This window comes from Corynebacterium pseudogenitalium (genome assembly GCF_024453815.1).
Lineage (GTDB): Bacteria > Actinomycetota > Actinomycetes > Mycobacteriales > Mycobacteriaceae > Corynebacterium > Corynebacterium pseudogenitalium.
The window spans coordinates 1,898,324-1,914,862 of the sequence record NZ_CP072934.1; the positions used below are offsets into that span (position 1 = coordinate 1,898,324).

The 16,539-nt window shown below is 64.1% G+C and carries 15 protein-coding genes; 3 read left to right on the top strand and 12 right to left on the bottom strand.

Features of this window, described 5'->3' with window-relative positions:
- Nucleotides 1–98: 98 nt before the first annotated feature.
- From purM to KBP54_RS09175, 3 genes are read right to left on the bottom strand one after another with little or no spacing between them, the layout of a single operon-like run.
- The gene (gene purM / locus KBP54_RS09165) at nt 99–1,172 is read right to left on the bottom strand and encodes a phosphoribosylformylglycinamidine cyclo-ligase (protein WP_256005468.1); all 1,074 of its coding nucleotides are present in this window, start codon (nt 1,170–1,172) and stop codon (nt 99–101) included.
- A complete protein-coding gene (purF, locus tag KBP54_RS09170; protein ID WP_256001033.1) occupies nt 1,169–2,662 on the bottom strand; it encodes an amidophosphoribosyltransferase in 1,494 nt (497 codons plus the stop codon). Before purF ends, purM begins: the two co-directional genes overlap by 4 nt.
- Before the next feature lie 21 nt (nt 2,663–2,683).
- Nucleotides 2,684–3,121 (bottom strand): sterol carrier family protein, encoded by a 438-nt coding sequence (locus KBP54_RS09175; RefSeq protein WP_256005471.1) that lies wholly within the window; start codon nt 3,119–3,121, stop codon nt 2,684–2,686.
- Here KBP54_RS09175 and KBP54_RS09180 point away from each other — a divergent pair.
- On the top strand, nt 3,120–4,100 hold the full coding sequence (locus KBP54_RS09180) for an acyl-CoA thioesterase (RefSeq protein WP_336296762.1): 981 nt from the start codon (nt 3,120–3,122) through the stop codon (nt 4,098–4,100). The two genes, KBP54_RS09175 and KBP54_RS09180, sit on opposite strands and share 2 nt — an antisense overlap.
- Nucleotides 4,101–4,108: 8 nt before the next feature.
- The gene (locus KBP54_RS09185; RefSeq protein WP_256005474.1) at nt 4,109–4,702 is read left to right on the top strand and encodes a hypothetical protein; all 594 of its coding nucleotides are present in this window, start codon (nt 4,109–4,111) and stop codon (nt 4,700–4,702) included.
- A gap of 10 nt (nt 4,703–4,712) precedes the next feature.
- On the opposite strand, the gene purL is transcribed toward KBP54_RS09185, so the two are convergent.
- From purL to purD, 7 genes are all read right to left on the bottom strand, one after another.
- Nucleotides 4,713–6,986: a phosphoribosylformylglycinamidine synthase subunit PurL gene (gene purL, locus KBP54_RS09190; RefSeq protein ID WP_256005476.1), complete on the bottom strand. Its 2,274-nt coding sequence runs from the start codon at nt 6,984–6,986 to the stop codon at nt 4,713–4,715.
- A gap of 7 nt (nt 6,987–6,993) precedes the next feature.
- Nucleotides 6,994–7,665 (bottom strand): phosphoribosylformylglycinamidine synthase subunit PurQ, encoded by a 672-nt coding sequence (purQ, locus tag KBP54_RS09195; protein WP_070361935.1) that lies wholly within the window; start codon nt 7,663–7,665, stop codon nt 6,994–6,996.
- Nucleotides 7,662–7,892 carry a phosphoribosylformylglycinamidine synthase subunit PurS gene (purS, locus tag KBP54_RS09200; RefSeq protein ID WP_070361934.1) on the bottom strand — a complete coding sequence of 77 codons (231 nt, stop codon included), beginning with the start codon at nt 7,890–7,892 and terminating at the stop codon, nt 7,662–7,664. Before purS ends, purQ begins: the two co-directional genes overlap by 4 nt.
- 87 nt (nt 7,893–7,979) lie before the next feature.
- Complete coding sequence (locus KBP54_RS09205) at nt 7,980–10,100, bottom strand: S9 family peptidase (RefSeq protein WP_256005478.1); 2,121 nt, start codon at nt 10,098–10,100, stop codon at nt 7,980–7,982.
- A 30-nt stretch (nt 10,101–10,130) separates the two neighbouring features.
- Nucleotides 10,131–11,027 carry a phosphoribosylaminoimidazolesuccinocarboxamide synthase gene (locus KBP54_RS09210; RefSeq protein ID WP_070975665.1) on the bottom strand — a complete coding sequence of 299 codons (897 nt, stop codon included), beginning with the start codon at nt 11,025–11,027 and terminating at the stop codon, nt 10,131–10,133.
- 11 nt (nt 11,028–11,038) lie between these two features.
- Nucleotides 11,039–12,487: an adenylosuccinate lyase gene (gene purB, locus KBP54_RS09215; protein ID WP_070975666.1), complete on the bottom strand. Its 1,449-nt coding sequence runs from the start codon at nt 12,485–12,487 to the stop codon at nt 11,039–11,041.
- 26 nt (nt 12,488–12,513) lie between these two features.
- Nucleotides 12,514–13,761, bottom strand: coding sequence for a phosphoribosylamine--glycine ligase (gene purD / locus KBP54_RS09220; RefSeq protein WP_256005480.1), 1,248 nt, complete (start codon nt 13,759–13,761; stop codon nt 12,514–12,516).
- A gap of 30 nt (nt 13,762–13,791) precedes the next feature.
- Between purD and KBP54_RS09225 the strand changes: the two genes are divergently transcribed.
- Nucleotides 13,792–14,196, top strand: a complete 405-nt coding sequence (locus KBP54_RS09225) for an HIT family protein (protein ID WP_070361932.1) — start codon at nt 13,792–13,794, stop codon at nt 14,194–14,196.
- Here the strand turns inward: KBP54_RS09225 and KBP54_RS09230 are convergent.
- Nucleotides 14,193–15,587, bottom strand: coding sequence for a sensor histidine kinase (locus KBP54_RS09230; RefSeq protein ID WP_256005482.1), 1,395 nt, complete (start codon nt 15,585–15,587; stop codon nt 14,193–14,195). The genes KBP54_RS09225 and KBP54_RS09230 overlap by 4 nt on opposite strands.
- Before the next feature lie 14 nt (nt 15,588–15,601).
- The gene (locus tag KBP54_RS09235; RefSeq protein ID WP_070361930.1) at nt 15,602–16,309 is read right to left on the bottom strand and encodes a response regulator transcription factor; all 708 of its coding nucleotides are present in this window, start codon (nt 16,307–16,309) and stop codon (nt 15,602–15,604) included.
- Nucleotides 16,310–16,539 lie beyond the last annotated feature (230 nt).

Below are 16,539 nucleotides of genomic sequence, written 5' to 3' on the forward strand. Positions count from 1 at the left end.
AGGCCACTAAGGCGACACCACATTCCTGCACAGCCAATCAGCGACCTGGGCTTTTGTGAAGCCCGGTGATTGAAATTGCGGAATGTGGTGCGTGATTCCTAAGAATGCTGGCCCCGAAGCACCGCGCGGGCATCCTCGTCGGCATCTGCAGCGCGGACCTCGCCGAGGACCCAGCTGTCGATGCCGCGGTCCTTCAGCAGCGCCAACGCCTGGTCACGCGCTTCTGGTGCCACGACGGCCACCATGCCGATGCCCATGTTGAAGGTCTTCTCCATCTCCTCGACGGGGACGTCGCCGACGGACTGGATGGTCTGGAAGATCGGACCGGGGGTCCAGGTGGAACGGTCCATGTCTGCGACCAGGCCTTCAGGGATGATGCGCTCCATGTTGCCGGCCAGGCCGCCGCCGGTGACGTGGCAGAACGTGCGCACGTCGCACTCCTTGGCAAGCGCCAGGCAGTCGAGGGCGTAGATCTTGGTTGGTTCCAAAAGCTCCTCGCCGAGGGTGCGGCCGAGGGCGTCGACGTGGCCGTCGAGAGGCAGGCCGGCGCGCTCGAGCAGCACGTAGCGTGCGAGTGAGTAGCCATTGGAGTGTAGGCCGGAGGACGCCATCGCGATGATGGTGTCGCCCTCGCGGACCTTGTCCGGGCCGAGGAGCTCGGAAGCTTCGACGACGCCGATGGCGGTGGCGGAGACGTCGTAGTCGTTGACGTCCATGACGCCTGGGTGCTCCGCGGTCTCGCCGCCGAGCAGCGCACAGCCTGCCTGGACGCAGCCCTCGGCGATGCCGGAAACAATGTCGGCGACCTTCTCGGGGACGACCTTGCCGATCGCGATGTAATCCTGCAAGAAAAGTGGCTCCGCGCCACAGACGACCAGGTCGTCGACGCACATGGCGACCAGGTCGATGCCGATGGTGTCGTGCTTGTCCATCGCCTGAGCGACGGCCAGCTTGGTGCCGACGCCGTCGGATCCGGCCGCGAGCAGCGGCTCCTTGTACTTGCCCAAGGCGAACAGGCCGGCGAAGCCGCCGATGCCACCCTGGACCTCTGGGCGGGAGGCGCGCTTGGCAAGGGGCGCGAGCAACTCTACGGCCTTGTCGCCGGCTTCGATGGAGACACCTGCGGCCTCGTAGGACACGCCCGATTCAGCTGGGGTGTTGTGGTGGGTCATGATGCGTTTTCACCTTTCTGAAGACGACGAACAAGATCTGCGTTGTGGTTGCCCTCCGGGAGCCCGAGTGGGTACTCGCCGGTGAAGCAGGCCGCGCAGAGGTTGGAGGCTGGCTGGTTGGTGGAGGCGATCATGTCCTCGGTGGTGACGAACGCCAGGGAGTCCGCACCCACCATGGTCCTGATGGACTCGGCAACAACTTCTTCGTTGCCGCCGCGCCCGTGGTTGGCGATGAGCTCGCCGGGGCTGGCGAAGTCGATGCCGTAGAAGCACGGCCACTTCACTGGTGGCGAAGCGATGCGCACGTGCACTTCGGCGGCGCCGGCCTCGCGCAGCATCCGGATCAGTTTGCGCTGGGTGTTGCCGCGCACGATGGAGTCATCCACGACGACGAGCTTCTTACCCTCGATGACTTCGCGCACCGGGTTGAGCTTCAGGCGCAGTCCCAGCTGGCGCAGCGTGTCCGAGGGCTGGATGAAGGTGCGGCCCACGTAGGCGTTCTTCATCATGCCCTGCTTGAACGGGATGCCGGACTCCTCGGCGTAGCCGATGGCGGCCGGGGTGCCGGACTCTGGGACCGGCATGACCAGGTCGGCGTCGACGGGTGCGACGCGGGCCAGGCGGCGCCCGATATCGATGCGGGCGCTGTTGACGGATTGGCCGTCGACAACTGAGTCGGGCCGGGCGACGTAGACGTACTCGAACACGCAGTGCGCGTGTGGTGCGTCGGCGAAGCGCTCGGAGTGGACGCCGGTCTCGTCGATGGCGATGAGCTCGCCTGGTTCGATGTCGCGGACGAAGGAGGCGCCCACGATGTCCAGCGCACACGTTTCGGATGCGACGACCCAGCCGCGTTCCAGGCGGCCGAGGCACAGTGGGCGCACGCCGTGTGGGTCGCGGGCCGCGTAGAGGGTCTTGCCGTCGGTCACCATGAAGCAGAACGCTCCCTTGACGCGCGGCAGGAGTTGGCGCGCGGAGTCCAGGAGGGTGACGTCGTCGCGGATGGCATCGGCAAGCAGGGCGGAGACGACCGCCGTGTCGGAGGAGGAGCCTTGACCCTCTACCCCGTCGGCGGGGATGAGCTTGCGCTCCACGGCCTCGCGCTGCAGCTCGACGTAGTTGGTCAGGTTGCCGTTGTGTGCCAGCGCGACGTCGGTGCCGTTGGGGCTGACGCGGTACATCGGCTGCACGTTGTCCCACGAGTTGTTGCCCGCCGTGGAGTACCGGGTGTGGCCGATGGCGACGTCGCCTTGCAGCGCGCCGAGCGTCGGCTCGTCAAAGATTTGGCTGACCAGCCCGATGTCCTTGAACACCACCACTTGGTCATGGTCGCCCACAGCGATACCTGCGCCTTCTTGGCCGCGGTGCTGGAGGGCAAATAGTCCGAAATATGTCAGTTTTGATACGTCTTCACCGGGCGCCCAAACGCCGAACACACCGCATTCTTCGCGCGGAGTGTCATCCCCGATGTATTCCTCTTCGGTTCGCACGTGCTCTACTCTAACGAACGCCTAGGGGTGAAGGGGTAGAACTGGCAGCCCTTTTTGGACTTCGTGGGCTCGGGAGCCGGAGGCGTCGATACGCCCGGCGCGAACTTCTTCCTCGAAAGTGGCACAACCTGTGGCGATTCGCAGCCAAGTGGTCGGGTCCATTTCGACGACGTTGGGCGGGGTGCCGCGGGTGTGGCGGGGGCCTTCGACGCATTGCACGGCAACAAACGGGGGTATTCGCAGCTCTACTGTGTGCCCGGGCATTTCGTGGGCGAGGGTGCGGGCTGTGCGCCGCACGGCGTCGGCGAGCAAAGCCCTGCCGGGCTTATCGACGCCCTCTTCGTCCAACAACCAGTCCTTGATTGCCAGGACGGCCGCTCGTGTCGCTGCTGGGTCCAGCTCTGTCTTCTTCGGTGCCTTCCTCTGTGCCATGGATTTCATATTATGCTGTGGTTCCATGAAGTCTCCTTCCATCACGCTACGTTTCATGGCGGCTCCTACAGATGTTCTCCACGCGGGCGCCCAGGGCGTCTCCGGTGGCCGTGTGTTGCAGTGGATCGACAAGGCGGCATACGCGTGTGCCGCGCAGTGGTCCTCGACCTACTGCGTGACTGCCTACGTCGGCCACATCCACTTCACCCGACCGATTCCGTCGGGTCACATTGTGGAGGTCCGTTCCCGGATCGCGATGACTGGCCGCACTTCCATGCACATCGTCAACGAGGTGCTCTCGGCAGACCCACGGGAAGGTGTTTTCACCCGCGCGTGCGACTGCCTGGTGATTTTCGTGGCAAAGGATGCAGCTGGGCGCCCAACCCCGGTGCCGACATTTACGCCTGAGACCGATGAGGAGCGCCGCGTGGAAGCCGCCGCGATCTCCCGCATCGACCTGCGCAAGGCCATCGAGGCGTCCATGCTGGAACAGACCTACACGGACGACTCCACCGCGCCGCGCACCATCCACCGCTTCCTGGCGAAGCCGACCGACATCAACTGGGGCGGCGATGTGCACGGCGGCACCGCCATGGAGTGGATCGATGAGGCCGGCATGGCCTGCACGATGGAGTGGTCCGGGGAACGCACCGCAGCGGTGTACGCGGGCGGCATCCGCTTCTACAAGCCGATCCACATCGGCGACCTCATCGAGGTGGAAGCGCGCCTGACCAGGACGGATGCGCGCTCGATGCATACCTCCATCTTTGTTCGATCGGGGGACCCGCGCGGCGGCCGCGAGTCGCTCCAGAACGCGATTCACGCCACGGTGACCTACATCGGTATCGACATCGACGGCAACCCGCTGGCCGCGCGCAAGTTCACCCCAGTCACGGACGAGGACAAGCGCCTCTGGGAGCACACGCAGACGCTCAAGGACCTGCGGGCGCAGTACGAGCCGGAGCCGCTGGTGCGCCCAGATGATGCGCAGCAGCGCGTCGACTAGTGGCGGCTATGTCAGTGCTGAAGCGAACCGCTGCGCTGCTGGCCGCGAGCGCCTGTGTGGCCGGTTCACTGGTTGGCTGCGCGGCGCCCCAGCCGAAGACGGCGACCGCGCTGCAGTTCCGCCAGTCCGCCGCCGTCACGCTCCTCGGCGATAGCGGCGGGGCGTACCACTTCCGGGCACGCGTAGAGAACCCCCGCGTCATCTCAGGGCAGGAGGCACGCAGCCGCGTCGGCGACTACACCAACGCCGACACCGCGCTCGCCGACGTGACCCAGCTGCGCTGCTTCGACATCAGCTACATCTACACCGGCAACACCGCAGGCGACAGCCCCGACGAAAACGTAGCCAGCCCCGACATCACCATCGTCGGCGAAGGCAACGTGGCGGCGAACCGCGTGCGCAACTTTGCCACCCAGCTCTGCGACACCGTAGACCTCCCGGTCTTGCCACGGGACCCGCAGGCGCTCGTTCCCAACCAGACCTACAACCAGACCTTCGTCAGCTTCTCCGTCGACGACGCAGGCCAGCCCGGTGTTGAGGCAACAGGCCTGCGCATGGAAACGCCGCCAGGCACCGTAATGACCTGGCGGCATAACCTCTAAATCGCGTTAGTTACAGCGCGGCGTTCGGGGCCGTCGCGTTGCCGAACAGTGCCGGCAACGTATTCGCCCACGCGTCGGCCAGCGCGGCCACGGCGACGGAGTGCTCACCGAAGGTGATCTGGCCGTCGTCGGTGGTGGTGCCCAACACGTGCGCTGGGACGCCGGTGGCGTTTGCGCGCTCGATGGTGGCGTCGACAAGCGACGGATCCACCGCGACGAGCACGCGGGAGGCGGACTCGGAGAACAGCGCGGTGAACGCGTCCTCGTGGACCGCCGAAAGGTCCAGCTTGGCGCCCTTGCCGGAGCCCAGCAGCATCTCGAAGACAGCCTGGGACAGGCCACCTTCTGAGAGGTCGTGCGCGGCGAGGATGTCCTTGTTCGCGTGCAGCAGCTCGCCGAGGCGCTCCTCGTTCGCGAGGTCTACCTGCGGTGGCAGGCCGCTCAGGCCCTGGCCGGAGATGTCCTGCCACACCGAGCCGCCGAACTCCGCCTTCGTGTCACCCAGCACGAGCAAGGCCTGCTCGCCCTCGCCCTTCGGCAGGCGGTGCGGGATGGCGGCGTTGACGTCCTCGATCACGCCGAGCACGCCCACGACTGGGGTCGGCAGGATTGGGGTCTCGCCGGTCTGGTTGTAAAAGGACACGTTGCCGCCGGAAACCGGAATCTCCAGCTCAGCAGCGCCGTCGGCGAGGCCGTGGACGGCTTCGCGGAACTGCCACATCACGTCGGGGTTCTCAGGGGAACCGAAGTTGAGGCAGTTCGTCACCGCGACCGGCTTCGCGCCGGTGACCACAACATTGCGGTAGGCCTCCGCAAGCGCGAGGCGCACACCCATGTTCGGGTCCAGGTAGGCGTAGCGGCCGGACGCGTCAGCGGAAATCGCCACGCCGCGCGAGGTCTCCTCGTTGATGCGCAGCACGCCCGCATCCGAGTACTGGGCCTGCACGGTGTTGCCACGTACGTAGCGGTCGTACTGCTGCGTGATGAAGTCGCGGGAGCACAGCGCCGGGGAGGCAACCATCTTCAGCCAGGTAGCCTCCAGGTCCTCCGAAGTATCGACGTCCGCCTTCGCCTGCACGCCATCAAGCCATTCGGGGCGCGCGTACGGGCGGTCGTAGACCGGGCCTTCGTCGATCGATGACGGCGGCGCGTCCAGTACCAGCTCGCCCTTGTGGTAGACGAGGTAGCGGTCCTTCTCATCGGTGACCTCACCAATCACGGCCGCACCGACCTCCCACTTCGCGCAGATCTCCATGAAGCGATCCACGTTCTCAGGGGTGACCACGGCGCACATGCGCTCCTGGGACTCAGACGCCAGGATCTCGGCGGCGCTCATATTCGCCGCGCGCAGTGGCACGTTGTCCAGGTTGACGGTCATGCCGCCGTCGCCCGCCGCAGCCAGCTCGGAGGTAGCACACGCCAAGCCGCCGCCACCGAGGTCCTGAATACCGACGACAACGCCGGCCTTGTACAACTCCAGGCAGCACTCGATGAGGACCTTCTCCGCGAACGGGTCGCCAACCTGGACGGCTGGGAGCTTGCGCTCCTCGCCTTCCTCGAAGGTCGCAGAGCCCAGCACCGACACGCCGCCGATGCCGTCAAGGCCCGTGCGGGAGCCAAAGAGGACCACCTTGTTGCCCGTGCCGGAGGCGAACGCCAGCTTCAGGTCCTCGACCTTGAGCGTGCCCACGCACAGCGCGTTGACCAGCGGGTTACCCGCATATGCTTCGTCGAAGACGGTCTCGCCGCCAATGTTCGGCAGGCCCAGCGAGTTGCCGTAGCCGCCAACGCCGTGCACCACGCCAGGCAGGACTCGCTTGGTGTCCGGCGCGTCAGCAGGGCCGAAGCGCAGCTGGTCCATCACCGCGATTGGGCGCGCGCCCATCGCCATGATGTCGCGCACAATGCCGCCCACACCCGTCGCGGCACCCTGGTAGGGCTCCACGAAGGACGGGTGGTTGTGGCTCTCCACGCGGAAGGTCACCGCGTCGCCGTCACCGATGTCGACGACGCCCGCGTTCTCGCCGATACCGGCCAGAATTTTCGACGCCATCTCCTCCGTCATCGTCTCCCCGAAGTAGCGCAGGTGCACCTTGGAGGACTTGTAGGAGCAGTGCTCGGACCACATGACGGAGTACACCGTCAGCTCCGCATCCGTCGGGCGGCGGCCCAGAATGCGCTTGATCTTTTCGTACTCGTCGGTCTTCAGGCCGAGTTCCGCGTAGGGCTGCTCCAGCTCAGGAGTCTGCGCGGCGTGCTCCACCGTGTCATTATGTACAGTCATTGTTTCCCTACGCTCCGATCGAAGAAATAGCGGACAAGAACAACCCGAGCCCGTCCGTCGACGGCCCCGTAAGCGCCTCAATCGCGTGCTCCGGGTGCGGCATCAACCCCACGATGCGGCCGTTTTCGCTCGTCACACCAGCAATCGCGTTGATAGAGCCGTTGAAGTTATCCGTGTAGCGGAACACCACGCGGCCTTCCTTCTCCAGCTGCTCGATGGTCTCGGCGGACGCCTGGAAGCGGCCCTCGCCGTGCTTCGCCGGCACGAGGATCTTGTCCCCCTCGTTGAAGCGGTTCGTCCACGCGGTCTCCGCGTTGGCCACCTCAAGGTAGGTGTCCACGCAGTAGAAGTTCAGGTGCTGATTGCGGGTCAGCGCGCCCGGCAGCAGTCCAGCCTCGGTGAGGATCTGGAAACCGTTGCAGATGCCCAGCACCGGCATGCCCTTCTTCGCAGCCTCCACCACAGCGCCCATCATTGGGGCTTGCGCGGCGATGGCTCCGGAACGCAAATAGTCCCCGTAGGAAAACCCACCGGGGACCACGACGGCGTCAACACCCGTCAAATCTTCATCAGCGTGCCACAGCGACTTCGGCTGTGCGCCAGCCAGGCGAACCGCACGCAACGCATCGACGTCGTCGAGCGTGCCTGGGAACGTGATTACACCGATGGTTGCCGTCATCGAACAACCTCGAAGTCTTCAATCACCATATTTGCCAAGAGGGTTTCGGCGACGCGCTTGAGCTCATCGTCGGACACGGTGTCGTCGACTTCGATTTCAAAGCGCTTGCCCTGACGCACGTCCTCGACACCGTTCACCCCGATTCTGCCCAGCGCTCGCAGGACAGCTTGGCCCTGCGGATCCAAAATTTCAGCCTTAGGCATGACATTTACCACGACTTTTGCCATGAGAATCCTTCGTGTCTCGGAGGTCATTACGACGAAGACAGTATAACGAACGGATCCCTCCCGCGGGAGTCCTTTATTTTGCGGCTGCTAGACGGTGCACGCCCCCGAGTGTACGAGCGTCCAGGCGTACTCGAACGCGGTCTGCTTCCACTTCTCGTAGCGGCCGGACACACCGCCGTGACCGGCGGACATCTCCGTCTTAAGCAGAATCTCCCCGCCCGTAGCTATCTCACGCAGCTTCGCCACCCACTTCGCGGGCTCCACGTACAGCACGCGCGTATCGTTCAGGCTGGTCACTGCAAGGATGTCCGGGTAGCGCTGGGCTGTGATGTTCTCATACGGGGCGTAGGAGGCCATGTAGTCGTACACCTCCGGGTCATGGTACGGGTCGCCCCACTCCTCCCACTCCACCACGGTCAGCGGCAGCTCCGGCATGAGGATTGAGGTCAGCGGGTCCACAAACGGCACGATCGCCTGGATGCCCGCGAACTTCTCCGGGGCCATGTTCGCAATCGCGCCCATCAGCATCCCGCCCGCCGATCCGCCCTCGGCCACAAGCGTGTCGTAGGAGCTCACGCCCGCGCGCACCAGCTCGTCGGCGCACGCGATGAAGTCGGTGAACGTGTTCTTCTTCGTGAGCATCTTGCCATTGTCGTACCAGCCGCGGCCCATCTCGCCGCCGCCGCGCACGTGCGCGCACGCCCACACCATGCCGCGGTCCAGCAGCGACAGTCGCGCCACGGAAAAGCCTGGGTCCACGGAGGACTCGTAGGAGCCGTAGGCGTAGAGCAGCGTCGGGTGCGGATGGGTCATGTCCAGGTCCGCGCGGTGCACCACGGAGATCGGCACCTGGGTTCCGTCGTCGGCCGTAGCCCACATGCGGCTGGCAACGTAGTCGGCGGCGTCGTAGCCCCCGAGCACCTCCTGCTGCTTCAGCAACGTCACGCCGCGGGTGGCCACCTGGTAGTCGAACAGCTGGGCAGGCTGCGTAAACGAGGTGTAGGTCAGCCGCACCACCGGGGCGTCCCACTCAGGGTTACCGCCGAGGCCCACGGTGTAGAGCTCCTCGTCGAACTCGAGCTCGCGCAGCGCGCCGAAGTTGTCCCCCTCCACAGGCGCTACCGCAAGCCTGCTAATGCCGCCCGAGCGGTAGGCACAAAACAGGAAGTCCCGGTACGTATCGACGCCCTCTACGCGCACGTCCGCGCTGTGCTCCACGAACGTCTCCAGCTCAGTCAGCGGCACCCGCGCATCCACCGGGCAGGTCCCCACTGCAAAGTTGGGGCCGGTGGCGTTGTGCGTGACCACCCAGTACCCGCGCCCGGCGAGCTCCGCGTAATCCAGGTCGTACTCCACGCCTTCCTCGCGCGGCCACAGCACCTCGAACTCGGCGGTCGGCGTCTCCAGGGGTACCGCGCGCCACTCGCTGGTCAGCTTCGAGCTGGCCACGATGTACAGGAACTGCTCGGCGCGGTCCCCGCCCACGCCGAGGTTGAAGCGCTCGTCGTCCTCCTGGTAGACCAGCACGTCCTCTGACGCCGCCGTGCCTACCTCGTGGCGCCACACCTGGTGCGGGCGCCACGCGTCATCAACGCGCAGGTAAAACAGGTACTGCTCCCCCGCCCACGTCGCGCCGTAAAAGGCACCTTCGATGGTATCCGGCAGCAGCTCGCCGGTCTCCAGGTCCTTGATGCGCAGGTCGAAGCGCTCGTCGCCGGAGGTATCCGTCGAAAAGGCGAGCAAGCGCCCCGACGTAGATACCGCTGACGCGCCGAGTGAGAAGAACTCATGGCCCTCGGCCATCTCGTTGAGGTCAAGCAGCACCTGCTCCCCCGGCAGCGGCGAGCCGTCCTCCGGCAGCGTCGGCGGCGTCCACGGGTCGTCGCCGACCCGCACGCGGCAGGACACGCCGTAGCTCTTACCCTCGATGGTGCGGCCGTAGTACCACCAGTCGCCGTTGCGCTGCGGCACGGACATATCAGTCTCCTTGATGCGAGACTTCATCTCCTGGTAAACCTGCTCAGCGAGCGGGGCAAACGGGGCGGTCGCCTCCGCGGTATACGCGTTCTCCGCCTCCAAATAGGCAATGGTCTCCGGGGACTGCTTGTCCCGGAGCCACTCATAATTATCGACGAACTCGCGTCCATGAAACACGCGAGTCGTAGGGTGTTGTGCTGCCACTGGCGGTTGCGCGCTGAAATTCGTCATAGGCGACGAGTCTACGCGCAACCTCACGCCTTAGGCACGCGCCCCCGGCCAGTCCCCAAACTTCTCGCCGCTGAGGCGCTCGTACGCCTCGATGTAACGGTCGCGGGTCGCCTCCACCACGGAACCAGGCAGCTCCGGTGGCTGCGTGTTCTCCGCAGGGTCCCAGCCGGACTTCGGGCCGGTGAGCCAGTTGCGCACGTACTGCTTATCGAAGCTCGGCTGCACCTTGCCTTCCTCGTACGTATCGGCTGGCCAGTAGCGGGACGAATCAGGCGTGAGTACCTCGTCCGCAAGGACCAGGTTGCCTTCCTCGTCGACGCCGAACTCCAGCTTCGTGTCCGCCAGGATGATGCCCTTGGTCTCCGCGTACTCCGCAGCCTTGGTGTACACCTCCAAGGTGAGGTCGCGCAGCTGGGCGGCGAGCTTCGCGCCCACCTTCTCCTCCACGTACTCGAACGTGACATTCTCGTCGTGGTCACCCTGCGCAGCCTTCGTCGCCGGGGTGAAAATCGGCTCCGGTAACTTCGAGGCCTCAACCAGGCCCTCGGGCAGCTTCACACCACACACCATGCCGGTGCGGTCGTACTCCTTCTTGCCTGAACCAGTCAGGTAACCGCGAGCGACGCACTCGAACGGAATCATCTTCAGCTTCTTCACCACGTACGAGCGGCCGAGGACCTCCTCCGGAATCCGGGGATCATCAATCGGGCCCGCCAGGTGATTGCGCACACCCGAAAGCAGGTCGAAGAAGAACATGGACGTGGCAGTCAGAATCCGGCCCTTATCCGGGATCGCCGGCTCCAGCGAGAAGTCGAACGCCGAAATGCGGTCGGACGCCACCATCAATAACGTTTCGTCATCCACCTCGTAAATCTCGCGGACTTTGCCGCCAGCCAGGTGGGTATAGTCAGAAAGCTCTGGACGCATGGACATAAAGGTTACAGAATCTCCCCTGGTTTGTACGCAGCGGCGTCCGGGTGGGCGTCGATAAGCTGTTGGATACGAGCGCACACGTTGCTGACCTGCGACTCCGCCGAGCCAATGAACGCGTGGCGGTCAGCCAACGCATCCTGCAGCTGCTCTTTGTCGAGCGGGAGGCGCTCATCAGCGGCGAGGCGCTCAATGAGGTTTTGTTCAGCGCCATTTTCGCGCATATCAAGCGCCATCGCAACCGCGTGCTCCTTGATAATCTCGTGCGCCGTCTCGCGGCCCACACCCGCGCGTACCGCCGCCATCAAAATCCTCGTCGTGGCCAAGAACGGCAGGTAACGGTCCAGCTCACGGTTGAGCATCGCCGGGAACGCACCGAACTCATCCAGCACAGTGAGAAATGTCTCAAACTGGCCGTCGATAGCGAAGAACGCGTCAGGCAGGGCCACGCGGCGCACCACCGAGCAGAACACATCGCCCTCGTTCCACTGCTGCCCAGCAAGGTCAGCGACCATGGTGAGGTAGCCGCGCAGGATCACCTGGAAGCCACCGACGCGCTCACAGGAACGCGCGTTCATCTTGTGCGGCATCGCCGAAGAACCAACCTGGCCCTCCTTGAAGCCCTCCGTCACCGTTTCGTTGCCGGCCATCAGGCGGATCGTGGTCGCGAGCGATGACGGACCCGCTCCCAGCTGTACAATCGCCGAGATCGCGTCAAAGTCCAAGGAACGCGGGTAGACCTGGCCGACCGAGTCAAAGGTACGCTCGAAGCCCAGGTGGCGCGCCACCGACTGCTCCAGCTGACGCAACTTCGCCTCGTCGCCGCCCATCAGGTCCAGCATGTCCTGTGCAGTACCCATCGGGCCCTTGATGCCGCGCAGCGGATAGGCCGCCAGCAGCGTCTCGATGCGCTCAACCGCTACCAGCATCTCATCCGCCGCCGATGCGAAACGCTTGCCCAGCGTCGTGGCCTGCGCCGCAACGTTGTGCGAACGCCCCGCCATCACCAGGGTGGAGTACTGATCCGCCCGGTTCCCGATCGCCTTGAGTACCGCAACCGACTTGTCGCGAATCAGCTCCAGCGAGCGATAAATCTGCAGCTGTTCGACATTCTCGGTCAGGTCACGGCTGGTCATCCCCTTATGGATGTGCTCGTACCCGGCCAGCGCGTTGAACTCCTCAATGCGCGCCTTCACGTCATGTCGCGTGACCTTCTCACGCTCAGCAATCGAAGCCAGGTCCACCTTGTCGACGACCGCCTCGTACGCAGCGATCGCCTCCTCGGGAATCTCGACTCCCAGCTCACGCTGCGCCTTCATCACGGCGATCCAGAGCTGACGCTCCAGAATGATCTTGTGTTCTGCGCTCCACAGCGTCGCCATCTCCGGCGACGCGTAGCGGTTCGACAGGACGTTGCTATTGTTCGGTTTCAACAGTTTCTCAGCCACGACGCTGATTATCGCACAACGTCCCGACACGCGCGCTAGATACGGATTTCTCCCTCAATCGCGCGCCGTCCAATGTCCTTGCGGTAGAAGGAACCCTCGAGCGAAATCTGCTCAATCACCTGGTAGGCAGCATCCACCGCATCCTGCAGCGTTGCGCCCTTCCCCAGCACATTGAGCACGCGCCCGCCAGCAGAGACGTACTCCCCATCCTTGGTAGCGGTACCCGCGTGCAGCACAACATCGGGGTTGTCCAGGTCGGCGCCTGCAATGACGTCCCCGGTCTTCGGGTGCTCCGGGTAATCCTTCGCCGCCAGCACCACCGTCGCCGCGTAGCCGTCCTCCCACTCCAGCGCCGGCAGCGTATCGAGGCTGCCCGTGGCCACAGCATAGAGGACGTCGACAAGCGGGGTACGCAGCAGGCTGAGCACCGGCTGAGTCTCCGGGTCGCCGAAGCGCGCGTTGAACTCCACCACCGACGGGCCCTCCGGACCCCACGCGGCGCCGACGTACAGCAGGCCCTGGTACGGGATGCCGCGGGCGACCATCTCGCGCGCCACCGGCCGCGCAATCTCGTCCACGATGCGGTCCACGCCACCCTCCGGCAGCCAAGGAAGCGGCGTGTACGCGCCCATCCCACCAGTGTTCGGGCCCTCGTCATTGTCGTAGGCGCGCTTGTGGTCCTGCGCCGGCAGCAGCGGCACGACGGTCTCGCCGTCCACCAGGCAGAACAGCGACACCTCCGGGCCCTCGAGGAAGGACTCGAACAGCACCGGGTTGCCGGCCTCAATCACCGCGCGAGCGTGCGCGCGGGCCTCGGCAGCATCAAGCGTGACGACGACCCCCTTGCCGCCAGCCAGCCCATCATCCTTGACCACGTAGTGCGGGCCGAACGCCTCAAGAGCATCGTCGATCTCCTCGATGCGCTCCACGCGCTGCGCGCGGGCCGTCGCCACACCAGCAGCGGCCATGACGTCCTTCGCGAATGCCTTCGACCCCTCCAGCTGCGCCGCGGCCTTCGTCGGACCAAACGCTGGAATGCCCGCGGCCTGCAGCGCGTCCACCGCACCCGCCACCAACGGCACCTCAGGGCCAATCACGACAAGCTCAGCGTCAACGTCTTTCGCCAGCTCGACGACCGACTCAGGCGAAGCGACGTCGACACTCCTGACCTCAGCAAGTGATGCCATGCCGGCGTTTCCCGGCGCGACAGTGAGCTCGTGTCCTGCAAGACCTTTCAACAGGGCGTGTTCACGGCCGCCCGAACCGATAACAAGGATGCGCATGCCCACTAACTTACCGGTAACCTAGGCGCTATGAGCACTGTGTTTACAAAGATTATTCAAGGTGAAATTCCAGGACGCTTCGTGTACAAGGACGAGGACGTCGCCGCGTTCCTCACCATCGAGCCGATCGCGTACGGCCACACGCTGGTCGTTCCCGTCAAAGAGATCGATAAGTGGACCGACATCGAGCCAGCGCTGTGGGCAAAAATGAATGACGTTGCCCAGCGAGTAGGCAACGCCATCATCGAAGCATTTGGCAGCGAGCGCGCCGGCTACCTCATCGCCGGCTTCGAAGTGCCGCACGCACACATCCACGTCTTCCCCGCCAACGACATGTCCGGCTACGACCTGTCCACCGTGATGAAGATGGACGAAACCGACCCGGCCAAGATGGACGAAGCCGCGGAGAAGCTGCGCGCAGCACTCGAGGCTTAAGCCTTCGGGCCCTTCTCCATCGGGAGGGAAATGGTGAACGTGGAGCCCTCACCCGGCGCGCTTTTTACGGTGATGGTGCCGTCGTGCTGCTCGATGAGGGACTTCGCGATCGCCAACCCCAACCCCGAACCGCCACCAGAAGCGCGGTTCCTGGAGTTGTCCGCGCGGTAGAACCGCTCGAAGATGTGCTCCGCGTCCTTCTCCTCCATACCGCAGCCGTCATCAATCACTTCAATGATGATGCGGTCCAGGTTCTCCCGCAACGCCACCGTGACCGACGCGTCCTTGCCCGCGTGCTTGAACGCGTTGACAATCAGGTTCAGCAACACCTGATGCAGCCGCGACGGGTCACCGTTGACCGTCGGCACCGAGGTGGCGTTGTTCTCAATCGTGAGCGAACGCTCCGGGAACGCCGCCTGCGCAGAGCTCACCGCCGAAGTCACCATCTCCAACACATCCACCTGGCGCTTATCCAGGCGAGTGCCCTCCGCACGAGTCAACGCGAGGAGATCCTCCACCAGCAACTGCATGCGGGCAGACTCCTCCTCAATCTTGCCGATGACCATGTCCGCATCCGGCGCCATACCCTTCCGGTACAGCTCCGCATACCCGCGCACACTCGTCAGCGGAGTACGCAGCTCATGAGACGCGTCACCCACAAAGCGACGCATCTGCTCCTCCTTCAGCTGCGCATCCTCCACGGACTCCTGCAGCTGCTGCACCATCGTGTTCATCGCATATGACAACTTGCCGACCTCAGTCTCCCTCGACCACACCGGCACCCGGCGCTTCGTGTCGCCGTCGGCAATTGCAAGCGCAGTGTTCTCTACCTCACGCAACGGGGCCAACGCCTTACGAATATAGGTGCGCCCCGCGCACGCAATCCCCACCACGGCAAGGAGCCCAAATGTCGTTTCCACAATCGCAAGCCAACGCAGCACGCGGTGCTCTGCGTCGAGCTCTTTCGCGACATACTTCACAGTGCCGTCCGGCATCTCGCGTGACATCGCGCGCCACTTCACGCCCGGCGCCACGCCTGTCGACGGCACCGTCACCGCCTTATCTTGCTGCTTGACCCTCGAAAGGTCCGGCGGTGTATCCACATACACCGGGCTCCACGACGTCCCGAACTGCGGATACCACGTCTCCTGATAAAAATCGCTCGGCGCACCCGACGACGGCACCCACGTCACCTGACCAACCCACGTGTCCAACCCCTCGCTGAGCTGGTCGTCGACACGCTGATACAAAATGCTGCGCATGAAGATGTACACCGCCGAGAAACTCACCAACAGCGCCAGCGTGGCAATCGCCAACACCAACGCCACCAGCTGCTTCTGCAGCGGCTTCGTCCTCGAGTACGCAAGCGCATGAAGCCGACGCCTACTCATCGGTCACCTACGCCTTACTTACGAGGTGTACGCAGCACATAGCCGACGCCACGCACCGTATGAATCAACGGCACATCACCGTTATCCACCTTGCGTCGCAGATACGAAATGTACGACTCAACCACGTTGCCGTCGCCACCAAAGTCGTAGTGCCACACGTTATCCAGAATCTTCGCCTTCGACAGCACCACCTCAGCATTCAGCATCAGGTAGCGCAGCAGGTTGAACTCCGTCGGCGACAGCTCAATGATCTCGCCCGCCTTCGTCACCTCGTGCGTCTCATCATTCAACGTCAGATCGGCGTACCGCAGCGTCGTATCCTCATCCGCGTCCTCCGTCACCTTGCCGCGCCGCAGAATCACACGCAGACGAGTAATGACTTCTTCCAAGGAGAACGGCTTCGTCACATAATCATCAGCGCCAATAGTCAGGCCGTGGATCCGATCCTCCACCGCATCCTTCGCCGTCAAGAACAGCACCGGGCCATCAATGCCCTCACTGCGCAGCTTGCCCAACAGTTCAAAGCCATCCATCCCCGGCATCATCACGTCAAGGATGAACGCGTCCGGACGGAAGTCCTTCACCTTCTCCAGGGCCTCTTGGCCAGACCCCGCACTCTCAACCTCAAAGCCCTGGAACTTCAAAGAAACCGTCAACAACTCAACGATATTCGGCTCATCATCAACAACGAGCACCTTTACAGGCTTCGTAGCCTCAGACATGTACAGTTCACTCCTTCATACACCAGGGCATTTCGCGTTTCCCTTAGATTTCTCTCGGGAACTGCGTCGGCCGCCATGAATGGCTTCCACGCCCATGAACATAACTGCCTCTATCTAACGCCGTTTCTCTGAACGTTTCCTGTACGCCCCCTGCATGTGGGTGAGTAAAACAGGGATAGTCCGCCGGGAGAGGCGGGGTTGGGGCCGGTTGGATTTCGTTCCGGTCGACC

Coding starts and splice junctions, on each gene's coding strand:
- purD (WP_256005480.1), bottom strand. CDS start 13,761: ATGCGCATCCTTGTTATCGGTTCGGGCGGCCGTGAACACGCCCTGTTG.
- purS (WP_070361934.1), bottom strand. CDS start 7,892: ATGGCAAAAGTCGTGGTAAATGTCATGCCTAAGGCTGAAATTTTGGAT.
- KBP54_RS09230 (WP_256005482.1), bottom strand. CDS start 15,587: ATGAGTAGGCGTCGGCTTCATGCGCTTGCGTACTCGAGGACGAAGCCG.
- KBP54_RS09210 (WP_070975665.1), bottom strand. CDS start 11,027: ATGCGTCCAGAGCTTTCTGACTATACCCACCTGGCTGGCGGCAAAGTC.
- purQ (WP_070361935.1), bottom strand. CDS start 7,665: ATGACGGCAACCATCGGTGTAATCACGTTCCCAGGCACGCTCGACGAC.
- KBP54_RS09180 (WP_336296762.1), top strand. CDS start 3,120: ATGAAGTCTCCTTCCATCACGCTACGTTTCATGGCGGCTCCTACAGAT.
- KBP54_RS09205 (WP_256005478.1), bottom strand. CDS start 10,100: ATGACGAATTTCAGCGCGCAACCGCCAGTGGCAGCACAACACCCTACG.
- purL (WP_256005476.1), bottom strand. CDS start 6,986: ATGACTGTACATAATGACACGGTGGAGCACGCCGCGCAGACTCCTGAG.
- KBP54_RS09235 (WP_070361930.1), bottom strand. CDS start 16,309: ATGTCTGAGGCTACGAAGCCTGTAAAGGTGCTCGTTGTTGATGATGAG.
- purM (WP_256005468.1), bottom strand. CDS start 1,172: ATGACCCACCACAACACCCCAGCTGAATCGGGCGTGTCCTACGAGGCC.
- KBP54_RS09225 (WP_070361932.1), top strand. CDS start 13,792: ATGAGCACTGTGTTTACAAAGATTATTCAAGGTGAAATTCCAGGACGC.
- KBP54_RS09185 (WP_256005474.1), top strand. CDS start 4,109: ATGTCAGTGCTGAAGCGAACCGCTGCGCTGCTGGCCGCGAGCGCCTGT.
- KBP54_RS09175 (WP_256005471.1), bottom strand. CDS start 3,121: ATGGAACCACAGCATAATATGAAATCCATGGCACAGAGGAAGGCACCG.